Consider the following 14749-nt stretch of genomic DNA (forward strand, 5'->3'; position numbering starts at 1 on the left):
GTCATTCCCCCTTCGTCGTACCGGAGTCGTTCACCGGCCCCGGTACCTGCTTGTCGTCGCCGGTGGCCGCCGGCCGGTCGGCCGGCATCAGCACGGTCGCCAGCAGCCGTGGTGTCCGCCCGTCGCCGGGCCCATTGCCGAGCAACGGCCCGACCAGCGCGTTGAAGCCGGCGGCGAACTCGCCCAGCTCGGCATCCGTCAGGTGCAGCACGAGTTGCTGGTATCCGACCCCGTCGGCGGTGAAGTCGATCCGCTCCCGGGCGAGGTAGCGGGAGAACTCCGACAGCAGACTCGACACGAACGCCGTGAAGTAGCGCGCATGGTCCTCTGGCGTGGCCGTGGCCAGGGCCGCGGCGTCCAGCGTCGCGCCGTGTTCGGGCAGCGCGTACACCCGCTCGACGGCGCCGCGTATCTTGCGTTCCTCGACCACGTCGAGCAGCCCTGTCTTGACCAACATCGCCACGTGCCGGTACAGGGTGGCCTGCGGGACATCGGGCAGCAGCTCCACCAGGTCATGCGTGGTCAGCCGGGCGCCCGCGACCGCCCGCAGGATCCGGATCCGCACCGGGTGTAGCGCCAACTCGGCCCCTCTCGACATCTCCACGAGAGCAACGTTATCACTCTCGATAACGAGAATGTACGTCGCTGCCGCACACAGATCGTTACTGCGGGTCCGGTCGTACCCGCCGCGGTCAGCCGATCGTGGCGATGAGGCGTTGCAGGGCGGCGTGGGCGGGTGGGCCCCAGGTGGGCTTGCCGCCTGGCCGGCCGTGAACGCCGGCGTCGCCGATGAGGATGCCGCCGAGGGCGCGCGCCATCGCCCAGCCTCGGGCGCGGCGCATGGTGGCGGCGTCCGGGGTCGGCTGGTAGGCCGCGTAGAAATGCTCGGTGGCCTCATCCGGCAGCAGGAGCCACGCGGCGGCGAGGTCGTATGCCGGATCGCCCGCGCAGAGGTCGCCGAAGTCGATCACACCGCAGAACGTGCCGTCGGCGGTGAGGACGTTGGCCGGGTGCAGGTCGGCATGGATCCACAGCGCCGGGCCCGTCCATTGCGGCGCGGTCACCGCGTCGTGCCAGACGGCGCGGACGGCATCTGGATCGGTGATCAGTCCTCGCTCGGTGGCGGCTGTCAGCCCTCCGGCGAATCCCTCGGCTCGGTCGGCCAGCGGCCCCCCACGGTCGCGGCCCGCGGGCGCGCCACTGGGCGCGGGTTGATGAAGAGCCGTCAGGAAAGTGGCCAGAGTTCTGGCCGCGTCTGCGGCCCGACTGGCCGGGGCACGGTCGGCAGGCATGCCCGGAACCCAGGTGGTGACGAGCCATGGCCGGGGGAAGCGTTCGGAGGGCTCGCCGAATCGCTGCGGGACGGGGACCGGCAGCGGAAGGCGCGGGGCCAGCGTGGGCATCCAGGCGTGCTCGTTACGCAGCAGCGCGTCCGCGGACCCGGTCGCCCAGGGAAGCCGGACGGCCAGGTCGTCGCCGAGCCGCCACAGTTGGTTGTCCCATCCACGCGCGCCCAGCCGAATCGGGCGATCGGCGAGGTCGGGGTGCTGGTCGCGTACCAGGTCCCGGACCAACTCCGCGGTGATCTCGATCTCGGCATGGGTCATACGCAGCAACAGTAGTCTCGCGCGCTGCCTGCTTACCTGCCAGCGGATCGCGCGCTCTAGGCTTGCCCGCATGTCGCGCCCGACGCCCGACCCGCGCTCGACCCGCAAGCTGGTGTGGGCCTCCGACGAGGTGATCACCCGCATCGGACAACAGGTCCAGCCGCAGCCCAGTCTGCCGAGAAGAGTCGCACTGGCAGCGGCGGCCGGCTTTGTCTTCACCTGGCCGTCGGCTTTCATCGTGTTCGCAGTTATGACCGTCGCCGCGCCGTCGGTGACCAGTGACGCCAGCGTTGGGACGGCTGCCTTCTGGGCGCTGCAGTTCGCCGTCCTGATCGCGGTCGCGGCGATGGTGAAGACACCAAGGCTGCGTACCGCCGAGCCCGACGCGGACATGTCGACGCGCGGGACCGCGCGCCGTGTCGCACTGAACGCGCTGCTCAGCGGCGCATGCGCGGGATTGGTGCTGGCGCTGCAAGGACTCTCGATCGGCCAGATCGCCGCGCTGACGATCGTCCTCATTGTCGTGCTGCATCTGCCACCCGTGATCGTGGCCAGGCTGCTGCGGCGAATTCGTGCGCGTCGTCAGGCCAGCCTGTCTGATCCACTCGATAGCCCGCGGCCATGACCGGCCTCCCGGAGACGTGGAGTGTTCCCGTCGTCCGCGCGGATTTCGACCACGATCGTGCCTGGCAGTGGATCGTGAGGGAAATCGGTGCCGCGACGGAGGAAGGATTCGGCGGCGATGTCGAATTCGTCGAGGACCGCACGCTCGCGGGGTTGGATGGGTTCGCCATCGCCGCGAGGTACCTCCCGGCCTACCCATGCGAGTACAGACATCCGCTCCTGTTCGTCGTCGACCTCGTGGCCATGGCGGCGCCCGAACACGCTCTTCTCGTTGTCAATCTCAACACCGGAGTCGACGCCGGACCGTTCAGAACGGTGCCCCGCCAGGTGCAGGCGATCCAGAACAACCTGTCGCTCGCGAACATGGACTACGTCGACTTCGAGCGGGCAGCGAACCCGGACGGGGTATTTCGAGGGTTCTGAGCTCTCGGAGGCTCCCGCAGGAATCCCGGATCACGGCAGACGGCCCCGGACCTGGATCCACGCAGCGAGTTTGTCCTTGGTTGTGCCCGGTGCCAGATAGCTGATCAGCCGGTCAAGGTGTGCGGTCAGATTCTTGTACCGGCGTAGCCGTCCGATCTCCTCGACGGGAAGCCCGCGCCAGTCGACGGCCGGGACCTCGGCAGGGTCGGCGCCGAGCGCCAGGAGAGTGTCCGTAGCCAGGGTCTCCGGATCCCACGTCGGGTCGGCGCCCGGGCCGAAGTGCTCGATGACCCAGGTACGGAGCATGAAGGCCTGAGCCAGCATCCTGGCTTTCGCCCACGGGCTGTCGTCATGCAGCCGCTGGTTGGCGTCCAGGGCAAGCAGTCCCAGCGTAGGCGGGTGTCCCGGTCCTCGGCGGAGTGGTAAACCTTCGACTGGGCGACGATCCGAACCGCTTCCAACGCAGGGTCGCCGCTGCGCAATGAGCGCGTATGCGCTTCGAGCCGGTTGATCGCCCAGGTGCTCAGGTCGGCGTCGCTCAACAGTCCACGCTCCTGATGCGGATCCGGATCGACCGGGGGCGTTGCCTGGTCATGGTTGGCGTGTCGGCCAGGTTCCCCGCCGGACGAGGCGGTCCAGGTGGTCGAGCAGCCTGACCTCGCTTCGCGTGAGCCGCCCACGTTCCGGGCCCGGCAGATCGGCGAAGGGGTCCGGAAGGGTTTCCCCGCGCGGTACGAACACCATGGCGCCGGAGTATTCGCGGCACATCGAGCACCAGGCCAAGCCGACGCAGCGCTCGTAGGAGCTGTCGGACGGCGCGTAGGAGCGGTAACGGTAGGAATGGATCTGGCCGTCACACGCGACGGCATCCGTCGCATCACCGCCTCGGTGAATCGTGTCGACCTTCGTCCACGTCCAGTCGGCAGTTCTGCGCCCCATGTCCTTGATCTTCCCTGGGCACCGGGCCGCACCGCCACCGCCGTGGTCCCGAAGCTCGGGCTGGGGAGCCAACCCTCCACAACCTTGACGGACGTCGATTAATATTTTACTGTTCTCCCGCGACGGTTCCGGGCACCCGTAGCAAGGCACAACACCTTGTGACCTGACGACCCGGGAGCCCATGGTGACGCCGTCCGAGATCCATCTTCCTCGCCCCCTCCGCCACCTCGCGCATGCTAGGCATCCGATGTGGACGGACGGCAGCCCGATCCGAGCAGCCGACGGCCGTACCGGTGGCTTTCGGCCTTGGCACCCTCAACCGTGATCCGACTGGCCGGATCGCGGGGCGAATCTCGGCAACTCCACGAGGCGTATCGGTGGATAGAGATGCCACCGGCTTCGTGACGGGTGCGGTCACCGCCCCGCCGTCGCACTTTCTCTCGTCCCCCGGGCGCTGCTTCAGCGCAGCAGTGGCGCTCACCGACATCAGGAAACCGAGGTCCGACATGAGACGCGCCATCATGCCCGCGGTGCTCGTTCTGCTCGCCTCCCTGCTGATCGCGACGCCGGCCCACGCCGTCGGCACGGCCACCGTGGTCGACAGGTTCGGCCGAACCGTCAACGACTACGGCGTCAAACTCGTCGACTGGGAGGGCTACCTGGCCAACCCGTACATCGAACTGACCGTGCGGCCACCGACGGACGTCCCGTTTCCGGTGACGATCGATCTCAAGGCCGAGGGCACCTCCCGGCTGATGATGGATCTACCGAGTCAGCTCACGGCGACCGGGGCGACGAAGCGGCTGACCTTCGCCAACTCCGCCGAGCAGAAGACCTTCAAGCTGGCGATCCACTCCAAACGTGGCCCGGGGCAGGACGAGCTCTACACACTGCGGCTGACGGTCCGGGCCGGAAACAACACGACGTACACCCAGGCCATGCCGATCCGGGTCCAGCAGGACCAGAAGACCGCGCTCGAGCCGACCATCCCGATCGTCTTCGACTACCGGTACGACAACATCACCGGCTATTTCAACAACCCGGCCTTCCGGACCGCCGCCGAGGAGGGGGTGAAGGACTGGTTCCGGTTCTTCGACCTGCAGCCGTTCGACACCGTGGCGTCCGGGGCGGAGCCCAACCATCTGCCCGGAAACGACTGGCAGAACACGGTCAACGTCACCAACAACGCGGCCTACAACGGCATGTGGGTGTATTTCCGCGGGATCCAGACGCCGTACTCGACCGGCTATCCGGCGCGCAACGGCCGCTACCACACCCGTAACGGGCAGCAGCTGCCCGGCCCGATCCACCGTTCCACCGCGATGATCTTCGAGTACGACGAGGCCGGCAAGCAGTTGTTCACCTCGCTGGCCGACGAGGACTGGTACCGCACCGAAATCCAGGGCTCGGTGCTCGACGTCCACGGCCTGGTGATGCACGAGTACGGCCACGCGGTCGCCTTCCACAGCGACTGGGCCGGCATGCGCAACTACGTCAACACCAGCGGCGCCAACGACCAGGAGGTCATCGCATACCAGGGCCGGACCGTGCCGCTGGACAGCAGCTACCACGTCCCCGGCGGCTCCGCGTACTGGGACCGGCTCAGCGGCCAGAGTGGCGGCTGGACCCACCTCTTCCCGACCCGCCGGTGGATGCTGACCAAGCTGGCGCTGCTGATCGCCGAGAACGCCGGGTGGCCGTTGAACCGCAACCTCACGCCGTTCCTCGCTCCCTCCATCGTGACCACGAGCCTGCCCAACGCCCCGACCGGGCAGGCGTATCAGCAGACGCTGGTGGCCAAGGGTGGTGTGCCCTTCTACGACTGGCGGGTCGTCGGCGGCGCGCTGCCGGCCGGCCTGAGCCTCGACCGTTTCACCGGCGCGATCAGCGGCACCGCGAGCACGGCCGGCACCTACTCGTTCACCGTGGAGCTGCGCGACTACGACAGTCTCAGCACCCCGGTGACCCGTACGTTCCAGCTCACCGTCGGCGGCGGTAGTGGCGGCGGGAACCTCGCCCCGCAGGCGACCGCCTCGTGCTCGTTCACCTCGTCGTGGGAGAGCTGCGCGGCCATCAACACCGGTGGCGACCCGACCAGCTCCAACAGCGGCGCCCCCAACCAGGGCAACCGCTGGGGCACCTGGCCGGAGCAGGGGCAGCAGTGGGCCGAACTCACCTGGTCGTCGGCGCAGACGCTCCGCCAGGCCCAGGTGTACTTCTTCGACGACAACCAGGGAGTCGACCTGCCCGCGTCGTGGCGGTTGCAGTACTGGAACGGCAGTTCCTACGTCGACGTGCCCGGTGCCAGCGGATACCCGGTGGCCGCTGACCAGTACAACACCGTCACGTTCCCGGCGGTGAACACCACCCGGTTGCGGGTGTCGCTGCAGAGTGCGCCGAACCTTTCGGTGGGCCTGCTGGAGGTGAAGGCCTTCAGCTGACGGGGGTGCGGCGCCGTCCCGGCCGGGTACCTCGAACGCGGTGGTCCAGCGGACCACCGCGTTTCGGGTATGTGGGTCAGTCCCGGGTGGCGAGGCGGCGGGTTTCGAGCATCGCGGCGATGGCGTAGGCGCCGCCGCCGGCGATCGCGAGAATCCAGAAGGGGCCCGGCGTGCCGAGGAAGAGCGACGCGGTGGAGATCAGTGCGAGCCAGCTGCCGAGGGTGTAGTGCAGAACGTTCCGGCGGGCGGCGCCCTCGGCGAGGTAGATCAGTCCGACGACGAACGCGGAGCCGGTCGGCCAGAGGACGGTTTGCAGTTCGGGCATGTCGAGGGTGTTCGCCAGGCCGGTTATGGCGAGGAAGAGGGCGGTGAAGCCGGTGACCCAGGCGATGCCGAGGAGCTTGCCGGACAGGGCCTCGGCTTCGGGGGCGCCCCGTTGGGCGCGGGTGGAGGCGACGGTGGCGGCGACCGAGCCGGCCACGATGCCGGTGGCGAGGAGGGTCATCGGCAGCCAGCCGGGCAGGTTCACCAGTGGGTCGGTTCCCTGGGAGAGGGCGGCGGCGCCGTGTCCGACCAGGTACGCGAGGGCGAAGCTGGCGTAGGCGAAGCGGTTGTCGATCTGACCGGTGAGGCGGTGGCTCGCGGTGCCGGCGACGACGGTGGGGACGATGGTGGCGGTGGACATGGTGAACCTCCGGTGAGGGCTCGGCATGGGCGTTGGGCGGAGCCGGACCGCGCCGGGTGACGTCCGGGGCAGGTGTCGTCGGCGCGGGGCGGGTCAGGCGGTGGCCGGGCGGGCTTGCGGAGTTCCGGTGGTCGTGCCGGGGATGCCGCCGAGCGCGGTGGCCGCCTCGCGCAGTGCCTCGTCGAGTGGTTGGTGGCGCAGGCCGAAGGTGGTGGTGGCCGCGGTGGAGTCCATGACGAACGGCCGCGCGAACTGGTACGCCGTGGTCTGGAGCTCGCGCAACATCGGGGAGAGGAAGCCGGTGGCGCGGAAGATCGGGTCGGGGATCGTGGTGAGCTTCGGCGCCGGCGCCCCGATCGCGCCGGTGAAGCGGGTGGCGAGTTCGCGGATCGTCAGCGGTGGCGCGCTGGGTACGTGCCAGGCGCGGTTCCAGGCCCGCTGGTCGGTGGCGGCGGTGACGAGCATCGCCGCCATGTCGTTGATCGAGGTCCAGGTGTGTGGCACGTCGAGCGGGGCGGGGACGAAGGCGCGGCGTCCGGTGAGCAGTGGCTTACCCATCACGAAGCTGAAGATCGACTGTGCCTGGAGGTAGTCGCTGCCGCGTACCTCGGTGACGGCGTGGATCCGTCCGGCCCGCTGGGCGGCCAGGGCGTCACCCCACATGTCGGCGCGCATCTTCAGCTTGGGATGGGTGGCGGCGAGCGGGTTGTTCTCGGTCATCGGGCCGGTGACCTCGCCGTAGCCGTAGAGGCAGCCGGCGATCACGAGGGGGGCGCCGGAGCGCTCGGCGGCGGTGAGCAGCGCGGCGGCCATCGGCGGCCAGTCGGTGAGCCAGCGGTGGTAGGCCGGGTTGAGACAGTTGTAGATCGCGGCGGCGCCCTGTGCGAGTTCGCCGAGCCGGTCGGCGTCGGTGGCGTCGGCGGCGATCCGCTCGACCAGGGGGTGGGTCGGGCCTCGGCCCGAGCGGCTGACGATCCGGACCTGCTCGCCGCGTTCGGCGAGCTGTCGCGCGGTGGTCGAGCCGACCATGCCGGCGCCGACGATCAGGTGTACGGCCATTGGAGGTCTCCCTTCAGCATTTGAGAGCAGCGCTCTCTAACGAGACCAATGCTCACCCACACCCACCCCGGCCGTCAAGAGCAGTGCTCTCGAATGTGTGCGACACTCTCTGACATGCCTGCCGCCAGCATCCGGGCCAGGGCCCGGGCCGAGATGATCAACGAGCTCAAGACGATCGCCCGCCGCCACCTCGCCGCGGAGGGGGCGAACCTCTCGCTGCGCGCCGTCGCCCGCGACATGGGGATGGTGTCGTCGGCGATCTACCGCTACTTCCCCAGCCGGGACGAACTGCTCACCGCCCTGATCGTCGACGGCTACCACGCACTCGGCGATGCCGCGGCGGCCGGCGACGCCGGGGTCACCGACCGCGCCGACCTGCGCGGCCGATGGCTCGCCGTCTGCCACGCCGTACGCCGCTGGGCGCTGGCCCACCCCGCCGAGTACGCCCTGCTCTTCGGCAGCCCGGTCCCCGGCTACGCCGCCCCGCAGGAGACCACCGTGGCGGCCGCCCGGACCCCGGCCACCTTGATCGGGATCCTCGTCGAAGGCTTCGCCGCCGGCGCCCTGACCGATCCCGGCCCCGATGGACTGCCCGGCCCGGTCCACGCCGACCTGGCCGCCGTCCGCGACAGCCTCTTCGCCGGCCTTCCCGAGGCCCTGCTGGCCCGGGGCGCCACCGGCTGGATCCACTGCTTCGGCGCCGTCAGCTTCGAACTCTTCGGCCAGCTCGACGGCGTGATCGGGGCCCGGGAGGAGTACTTCGACCACCAGATGCGCCGGATGTGCGACCTGATCGGCCTACCCTGACCTTGGTCCGCAACCCGCGGCGACAACGGCCGATCCGGCCGCGGTCACAGCCGAAGGTGCCGGCACGTCTCCCCGATCATCCACTATGGGCGAATCGGCGGATCGTCGCGTCCGCCCCTCGTTGACAGCCCCGACAACCGGTGTTTGTCTGGATGCGGGCGGGGCTCATCACGATCAACCCTCGGGGTGCGGCGATGAACGACTTCGAAGTAGAGAACATCGTCAAGAGTCCATCGCTGTACGTCGTCAGAATCAGGGCCAAGTCCGCGGCCCCCGACGCGACGCCGCTGACCTTCTCCATCTCGGCCGCCGGCTCATCCGGCGCCCAGGTCAACGGCCAGTCCGTCAAGAAATCCATGGGCTGGGACACCGCGAACTACCGCTTCCCGTTCGCACTGAACGGCGTGACCCACAAGTGGGAATTCAAGATCAGGTCCAGCGGCACGTTCAGCCTCAAGCTGACCCAGGTCGAAATCTACTGCGACAAGGTCCTCATCCACGGCGACATCGTGTCCTGACGCTGAGCACTGTCACACGACCGACGGCCTACGCCAGAGCATGATCTCGGTATCCGGCAACCGCTCGGCGAAGACCCCGTCGGGCGACGCGTCGCGCAGCACCCCACGCAGGTCGTGTTCGAACTCGTCGCGCCGGTCGCCGAACAGGTGCGGTGCCGAGTCCGATCGGGAGAACACCCATGCGACGACGTCGTCCGCGCTGCGCTCGACGACCTCGCCGGCCGGCACGATCAACCGCTGGAACCCTTCGAATCCGGCCCGCGCGAGCACCAGATCCTCCCGGCCCGGCGTGCCGTTGACGAGCACACCCTGGCCGGCGCGGCGCACCTCGCCCAGGTAGTCGCGCACCAGCGCGCGGATCCGCTCGAACGGCGGCGTCGGGTGCGGCAGTGGCGCCGGTCGCGACGGCGGCTCCTTGTGGTCGCTCATGTGCACGAACGCCCCGCCAGGCACCAGCATGTCGAGCACGGTCGCGGCCACCCGGTCGCGGTCGGTCCAGTGGAACGACTGCGCGAAGAGCACCGCCCGGAACACACCGAGATCCGCCGGCAGATCCTCGGCGCGGGCCTCGACCCAGCGCACGTTGTCGACGCCGATCCGCCGCGCACGGCGGCGCGCCTCGGCCAGCATGTCGGGGTCCGGATCGACGCCGACGACCGCGGCGAAGTGTCCGGCGAGCGCCAGGGTGACCGTGCCAGGACCGCAACCGACATCGAGGAGCCGGCCCCGCCTGTCCAGCCCGAGCGTCTCGGCGAGCCGGTCGGCGAACCCGGGCGCGTACGGCAGACGGCCCTGGTCGTAGTAGGCGGCACTGCCACGGAACAGGGTCCGGTCCCATTGCCAGCCGTCGGGCATGTGCACTCCACTCGGGTGAGGCTTCACGTTGCCGCGATCGGGTACCCGACCTCGGTGACGGCCTCGCGTAGCTCGGCAACCGTCGCTTCCGGGTTCAACGCCCGCATGACGGCGTCGGTGAGGGGCCGGTGCGCGACGACATGGTCGACGACCGCCGCGTCGACCTCGATCTCGTAGTAGTCCTCGGCGAACTCGACGTACCGGTCGACGATGTCGTCGAACAGGATGTCGAGCATGCCGGAGCCGTCGGGTCCGGTGTGCTCGTACGGTCCACGTGACGGGGGAAACGTGATGCTTCCCCCTGCCCGCCATGCGTCGTCATCGGTAAGCCGCCACAGGACCGCGGTGGCGACAAGCTGTCCCGCCCCGTCGCCGAAAGCCGGTTCCTCGACGTGTGGACGGAACACCTCCGGGATCCCGTCGAGCAGTCCCGGCCACAGTTCGTGGTCCGGATCGCGGTAGGGCGTCATCGCCGACTCGTGGTCGAAGACCCGGATGAACGCACCATGACCGGTGAACACGATGGCCCACTCGTTGCCGCTGCCGTCGCTCATCAGCGCCGCTTCGTCGTCGCCCCACTCGCGGGTGTAGGCGTAGTACGGATCATCGTCGATGATCCGGTCCAGTACGGCGAGTGCCTTGCAGCGGTCCCGCAGCACGTCGATGGACGGCAGTTTGGCGGCGACGTCGTACACGGTCACCGGGTGACCTTACGCCGCGGCGGCGCGGTAGCCGGCCGCCTGGAGGGTGAACAGTTCGGCGTAGTGTCCGCCGGCGGCGAGGAGCTGGTCGTGGGTGCCGGACTCGATCAGGGTGCCGTGGTCCAGGACGTAGATGTGGTCGGCGTGGCGGACGTTGGCCAGCCGGTGGGTGATCAGGATCGTGGTCGCCTTGCCCTGCCGGTGCCGGATGGCCTGGAAAAGGGCGTCCTCGGCGCGTGGGTCGAGGGCGGACGACGGCTCGTCCATGATCAGCAGTTCGGCGTCGCGCATGAAGCCGCGGGCGGCGGTGATCCGCTGCCACTGGCCGCCGGAGAGGTCCTGGCCGCCGGCGAAGGTCCGGTCGAGCAGGGTCTCGTAGCCGTGCGGCAGGTCGCGGACCATGTCGTGGGCGACCGCCCGTACGGCGGCGGCCTCGATCCGGGCCTGGTCCGGCGCGGTGCCGGTGTCGCCGATGGCGATGTTGGTTGCGGCGGTGAACGGCCACTTGTGGTACTCCTGCGTGACCACGGCGATCCTGGCCCGCAGCGCTTCCGGATCCCAGCCGTGCAGCGGGGTACCGTTCCATTCGACACCGCCGCCGGTCGGGGCGCGCAGTCCGGCGATCACGGCGGCGAGGCTGGTCTTGCCGGAGCCGTTCTCGCCGACGAACGCGACCGTCTGCCCGGCCCGGACGGTCAGGGAGACGTCGTCGACGGCGGGCTCGTCCCGGTCGGGGTAGGACAGGCTGACGCCCCGGATGGTGAGTTGTTCCAGCGGGCCGGGTTCGGGCCGGCCGGCGTCGGCGGGGTCGGGCAGGTGGTCGGCGGCCCGGTCCATGAAGCCGGTGTAGTCACCGAAATGCCGGCCCTCGGTGTAGATCCGGTCGACCTGGAACGTGACCGTGGCCAGCGCCCGCTGTGCCGCCTGGACCGCGATCACACACGTCGCCGCGGCCGCCAGTGGGACCCGGCCGTTTAGCAGCAGCACCGCGAGCAGGACGTAGACGCCGCCGGTCGCGATCCCGCCGACCACCGCACCGACGGCGGTGGTCGTGGTGACCCGGCGGGCCAGGGCGAGCTGGATCTGGGTCTCGACCCCCATGACCCGGTCGTACTGGTCGAGCAGGAACCCGCGCAGGCCGTACGAACGCAACTCCGGCGCCGTCGCCCGCTCGGCCATCAGCCGGTGCAGGAGCCACAACCGGCGGCGGCGCACCGACCCGGCCAGGAACGTCTGGTAGCGCAGATGGCCGGCCCGCAACGCCGCGTACCCGCCCGGCACGGTGGCCACCAGCAGTGCGACCAGCAGCAACGGATGAATGATCACGACCGCGACCGCCACCGCGAGCAGGCCGACGACTCCGGCGAGCAGGCTCATCACTCCCTGCACCAGCGAGATCGCCGAGTCCGTGCCGCGCGAGGCGCGCTCCATCTCGTCGGCGAACGCGTCCGCGTCGAAGGCGTCCAGCCGCACCGCCGTCGTCACCTCGAACAGGCCCCGCTCGACCTCCCGGTCCACCCTCGGCGTCAACCCGTTCTGCGCGTACCCGGTCGCGATCCCCAGCCCGGACCGCACCGCGGTCGCGGCCGCCAGCGCCGCCAGGGCCGGCAACGCCGCCGCGACCCGGTCCGGGGTCGGGCCGCCGGTGAACAACTCCACCAGCACCCGCTGGGTGGCCAGCAGCCCGAAGGCCGCCATCACCCCCGCCCCCACGGTCGCGACACCGACCACCGACGTACGGAACCGGTCCGCCCGCCACGCGACCGCCAACGCCGTCACCACCAGCCGCGGAAGCTCCGCGAACACCGCGAACACCCCGGCATCGGCGCGGGCCCGCATCCCGGACTCCCACCACATCTCCCGCAGCTCCGGCAGGACCGACACCTGCGAATCTCCGCTGTCCGTGTCCAGCCCCCCGCTGCCGTGGATCTTCGCTTTGGTCGTCGGTGCCGTCACCCTGAACCTCCCCCACCGCGCGGACACAAGGATCGGACGGTGACCGCTGTTGGCGACAGGGCACCAAGTCCCACCTCGGAGACTGTCGATGCGGTCCGGGCTTGGGAAGACCGAGATGTGGGGATGTCGAGCAGGCGCCAGAACCGTCCAACGTCCCAAACCATGCCCGCCACGGAGCGTCCTTCAGCAGCGGCGTCTGCTCGGCGACGGCATGTCGCGTAGTCCTCGTACTTGGCGGAACGCCCTTCTCAGCGAACACCACGATCAGTGACGTTCCGCATCAAGGGCACTCGACCTCGATCTCGTCGTGCACTCGTCCGCCGAAGGCCGAGCTCAGGCAGGCCGGCCGACGGAGTAACCCGCCTGAACCGTCGGTCCGATCTCTCCGACGCTGGCTACAGTTCGGCTGTGCATGAGGTGTTCGAGGCGGCAGGGGCGCTGCGGGAGACGTACCAGCGGGTGGACTGGGCGTCGACGCCGCTCGGGCCGGTCGAGTCGTGGACGCCGACGCTGCGTGCCGCGGTTGACCTCACGCTCAAGACGCGGTTCCCGGTCACGCTCTTCTGGGGTCCGGAGCTGGTGCTGGTCTACAACGAGGCGTACGTCGACCTGATCGGCGAGAAGCATCCCGCTGCTCTCGGTACGCCGGCCTCGGTGGTGTTCTCGGAGATCTGGGACAGCATCGGGCCGATGCTGACCGGCGTGCTGTCCGGAGGGCGGGCGACGTGGTCGGAAGATCTTGAGCTGTTCATGGACCGGCACGGGTTCGCCGAGCAGTGCTTCTTCACGTTCTCCTACTCGGCGGTGCGTAATTCGCAGGAGCAGGTCGAGGGCGTCATGAACATCGTGGCCGAGACGACGGGGCAGGTGGTGTCCCGCCGCCGCCTGGCGCTGCTGGCTCACCTGACCGACGCCCTCAAGGACCTCGACGACCCGCAGCGGATCCTGCGGCGGGCGACGACGGTACTGCGTGCCAACGCCCAGGACCTGCTCGATGCCGACGTCCTTCTGCCCGGAGTCGCCTTCCGTGAGAGTACGACGGCGATGCCGGCTGTGCCGCCGTCGGTGTTCAGGGACCGGGACCTGGTGGTCGAGCACATGGGCGAGCGCACCATGGTGTGGCTACGGCTGACCACCGCGTCCCCGCTGTGGCAGAACCCGGTCCTGGTGGCCGGGCTCAACCATCATCTGCCCGTCGACGACGGCTACACCCGGTTCGTGCGGCTGGTCGGTGTGGCGATCACCCAGGCGTTCGACCGGGCCCAGGCCCGGCAGACCGAACGGCGTATCGCCGAACTCGAACGGCAGATGTCCGAGTCGTTGCAGCGAAGTCTGCTCACCCCGCCGGCCCGGCCCGAGCATCTCGAGGTGGCGGTGCGTTACCAGCCCGCCGCAGCGCAGATGCAGGTCGGCGGAGACTGGTACGACGCGTTCCTGCTGCCCGACAATTCCCTGGCGCTGGTCATCGGCGACGTCACCGGCCATGACACGCGCGCCGCCGCAGGCATGGCCCAGATCCGCAACCTGCTGCGCGGGGTGGCCACCGCTGTGCGCAAGCCGCCGAGTTTCGTCCTCGCCGGCCTGGACGGGGCCATCCGTACCCTGGCGGTCAACGCCCTCGCCACCGCGGTGCTGGCCCACATCGAACAGACGGCCCAGCAGGCTGCGGAACGCCGGTGGACCCTGTGGTGGTCCAACGCGGGGCACCTGCCGCCGGTGCTCATCACCCCCGACGGCGCCGCCACGCTGCTGTGGACCCCTACCGACATCATGCTCGGCGTAGACCCCGATGCCGCCCGTGGTGACCATGCCGCCACCCTCGCGCCGGGCTCCACCGTGGTCCTCTACACCGACGGACTCGTCGACCGCCGTGGCGTGTTGATCGATGACGGCCTGACCGATCTCATCCACGCTCTCACCGACCGGCAGAACCTGTCCGCCGAACAGTTGTGTGACCACCTGCTCGCGCGCTACGCCGACAGCAGCGAGGACGACATCGCCCTGGTCGTGCTGCGCATCCCCTCGGACATCGCCGCCGCCGTGGACTCTCCCGTCGCGCACGCCTGAGTCGAAGGTCTGCGCTTCCCCGGCCGTCCGCAGACAGGACCTGTCGGGCTCCCGGGCGGCGCACGGG

Annotated in this window: 15 protein-coding genes; 6 read left to right on the forward strand and 9 right to left on the reverse strand. The window is 69.7% G+C overall.

The window, feature by feature from the left end; all coding sequences use genetic code 11:
* Position 1 precedes the first annotated feature (1 nt).
* Positions 2-598, reverse strand: coding sequence for a helix-turn-helix domain-containing protein (locus tag AB0I42_RS24710; RefSeq protein WP_357540536.1), 597 nt, complete (start codon positions 596-598; stop codon positions 2-4).
* A 94-nt stretch (positions 599-692) separates the two neighbouring features.
* Entirely contained in the window at positions 693-1607 is a 915-nt protein-coding gene (locus tag AB0I42_RS24715; RefSeq protein ID WP_357540538.1) for an aminoglycoside phosphotransferase family protein, read from the reverse strand.
* Positions 1608-1677: 70 nt separating this feature from the next.
* Between AB0I42_RS24715 and AB0I42_RS24720 the strand changes: the two genes are divergently transcribed.
* Both AB0I42_RS24720 and AB0I42_RS24725 read left to right on the forward strand, forming a co-directional pair.
* Positions 1678-2232: a hypothetical protein gene (locus AB0I42_RS24720; RefSeq protein WP_357540478.1), complete on the forward strand. Its 555-nt coding sequence runs from the start codon at positions 1678-1680 to the stop codon at positions 2230-2232.
* Entirely contained in the window at positions 2229-2654 is a 426-nt protein-coding gene (locus AB0I42_RS24725) for a hypothetical protein (RefSeq protein ID WP_357540480.1), read from the forward strand. The genes AB0I42_RS24720 and AB0I42_RS24725 overlap by 4 nt, the downstream gene beginning before the upstream one ends.
* Positions 2655-2684: 30 nt before the next feature.
* Here AB0I42_RS24725 and AB0I42_RS24730 read toward each other — a convergent pair whose 3' ends face one another.
* Both AB0I42_RS24730 and AB0I42_RS24735 read right to left on the reverse strand, forming a co-directional pair.
* Entirely contained in the window at positions 2685-2960 is a 276-nt protein-coding gene (locus AB0I42_RS24730; protein WP_357540482.1) for a hypothetical protein, read from the reverse strand.
* 285 nt (positions 2961-3245) lie between these two features.
* Positions 3246-3593, reverse strand: coding sequence for a hypothetical protein (locus AB0I42_RS24735; RefSeq protein WP_357540484.1), 348 nt, complete (start codon positions 3591-3593; stop codon positions 3246-3248).
* Positions 3594-4099: 506 nt separating this feature from the next.
* Between AB0I42_RS24735 and AB0I42_RS24740 the strand changes: the two genes are divergently transcribed.
* On the forward strand, positions 4100-6034 hold the full coding sequence (locus tag AB0I42_RS24740; protein WP_357540486.1) for an Ig domain-containing protein: 1935 nt from the start codon (positions 4100-4102) through the stop codon (positions 6032-6034).
* Between the two features lie 76 nt (positions 6035-6110).
* Here the strand turns inward: AB0I42_RS24740 and AB0I42_RS24745 are convergent, their stop codons facing one another.
* Both AB0I42_RS24745 and AB0I42_RS24750 read right to left on the reverse strand, forming a co-directional pair.
* Positions 6111-6719: an ABC transporter permease gene (locus AB0I42_RS24745; protein WP_357540488.1), complete on the reverse strand. Its 609-nt coding sequence runs from the start codon at positions 6717-6719 to the stop codon at positions 6111-6113.
* A 93-nt stretch (positions 6720-6812) separates the two neighbouring features.
* Positions 6813-7778: an NAD-dependent epimerase/dehydratase family protein gene (locus AB0I42_RS24750; protein ID WP_357540491.1), complete on the reverse strand. Its 966-nt coding sequence runs from the start codon at positions 7776-7778 to the stop codon at positions 6813-6815.
* A 114-nt stretch (positions 7779-7892) separates the two neighbouring features.
* Between AB0I42_RS24750 and AB0I42_RS24755 the strand changes: the two genes are divergently transcribed.
* Positions 7893-8585, forward strand: coding sequence for a TetR/AcrR family transcriptional regulator (locus AB0I42_RS24755; protein WP_357540493.1), 693 nt, complete (start codon positions 7893-7895; stop codon positions 8583-8585).
* Positions 8586-8779: 194 nt separating this feature from the next.
* Complete coding sequence (locus AB0I42_RS24760) at positions 8780-9103, forward strand: hypothetical protein (protein ID WP_357540495.1); 324 nt, start codon at positions 8780-8782, stop codon at positions 9101-9103.
* Positions 9104-9115: 12 nt separating this feature from the next.
* Here the strand turns inward: AB0I42_RS24760 and AB0I42_RS24765 are convergent, their stop codons facing one another.
* Genes AB0I42_RS24765 through AB0I42_RS24775 form a run of 3 tightly spaced genes read right to left on the reverse strand, consistent with a single transcriptional unit; the run spans position 9116 to position 12516 of the window.
* Positions 9116-9958 carry a class I SAM-dependent methyltransferase gene (locus AB0I42_RS24765; RefSeq protein WP_357540497.1) on the reverse strand — a complete coding sequence of 281 codons (843 nt, stop codon included), beginning with the start codon at positions 9956-9958 and terminating at the stop codon, positions 9116-9118.
* A gap of 23 nt (positions 9959-9981) precedes the next feature.
* Positions 9982-10659: a hypothetical protein gene (locus AB0I42_RS24770; RefSeq protein WP_357540499.1), complete on the reverse strand. Its 678-nt coding sequence runs from the start codon at positions 10657-10659 to the stop codon at positions 9982-9984.
* Positions 10660-10668: 9 nt separating this feature from the next.
* A complete protein-coding gene (locus AB0I42_RS24775) occupies positions 10669-12516 on the reverse strand; it encodes an ABC transporter ATP-binding protein (RefSeq protein WP_357540540.1) in 1848 nt (615 codons plus the stop codon).
* Positions 12517-13023: 507 nt separating this feature from the next.
* On the opposite strand from AB0I42_RS24775, the gene AB0I42_RS24780 reads away from it, so the two are divergent.
* On the forward strand, positions 13024-14682 hold the full coding sequence (locus tag AB0I42_RS24780) for a PP2C family protein-serine/threonine phosphatase (protein ID WP_357540501.1): 1659 nt from the start codon (positions 13024-13026) through the stop codon (positions 14680-14682).
* Positions 14683-14749 lie beyond the last annotated feature (67 nt).

It is taken from the genome of Polymorphospora sp. NPDC050346, assembly GCF_040655695.1.
Classification (GTDB): Bacteria; Actinomycetota; Actinomycetes; order Mycobacteriales; family Micromonosporaceae; genus Polymorphospora; species Polymorphospora lycopeni.

Excerpts from the sequence above, each read along its gene's own strand:
- AB0I42_RS24750 (WP_357540491.1), bottom strand. The coding sequence starts at position 7,778 with ATGGCCGTACACCTGATCGTCGGCGCCGGCATGGTCGGCTCGACCACC.
- AB0I42_RS24720 (WP_357540478.1), top strand. The coding sequence starts at position 1,678 with ATGTCGCGCCCGACGCCCGACCCGCGCTCGACCCGCAAGCTGGTGTGG.
- AB0I42_RS24710 (WP_357540536.1), bottom strand. The coding sequence starts at position 598 with ATGTCGAGAGGGGCCGAGTTGGCGCTACACCCGGTGCGGATCCGGATC.
- AB0I42_RS24740 (WP_357540486.1), top strand. The coding sequence starts at position 4,100 with ATGAGACGCGCCATCATGCCCGCGGTGCTCGTTCTGCTCGCCTCCCTG.
- AB0I42_RS24765 (WP_357540497.1), bottom strand. The coding sequence starts at position 9,958 with ATGCCCGACGGCTGGCAATGGGACCGGACCCTGTTCCGTGGCAGTGCC.
- AB0I42_RS24775 (WP_357540540.1), bottom strand. The coding sequence starts at position 12,516 with ATGTGGTGGGAGTCCGGGATGCGGGCCCGCGCCGATGCCGGGGTGTTC.
- AB0I42_RS24755 (WP_357540493.1), top strand. The coding sequence starts at position 7,893 with ATGCCTGCCGCCAGCATCCGGGCCAGGGCCCGGGCCGAGATGATCAAC.
- AB0I42_RS24735 (WP_357540484.1), bottom strand. The coding sequence starts at position 3,593 with ATGGGGCGCAGAACTGCCGACTGGACGTGGACGAAGGTCGACACGATT.
- AB0I42_RS24730 (WP_357540482.1), bottom strand. The coding sequence starts at position 2,960 with ATGCTCCGTACCTGGGTCATCGAGCACTTCGGCCCGGGCGCCGACCCG.
- AB0I42_RS24715 (WP_357540538.1), bottom strand. The coding sequence starts at position 1,607 with ATGACCCATGCCGAGATCGAGATCACCGCGGAGTTGGTCCGGGACCTG.
- AB0I42_RS24745 (WP_357540488.1), bottom strand. The coding sequence starts at position 6,719 with ATGTCCACCGCCACCATCGTCCCCACCGTCGTCGCCGGCACCGCGAGC.
- AB0I42_RS24725 (WP_357540480.1), top strand. The coding sequence starts at position 2,229 with ATGACCGGCCTCCCGGAGACGTGGAGTGTTCCCGTCGTCCGCGCGGAT.
- AB0I42_RS24760 (WP_357540495.1), top strand. The coding sequence starts at position 8,780 with ATGAACGACTTCGAAGTAGAGAACATCGTCAAGAGTCCATCGCTGTAC.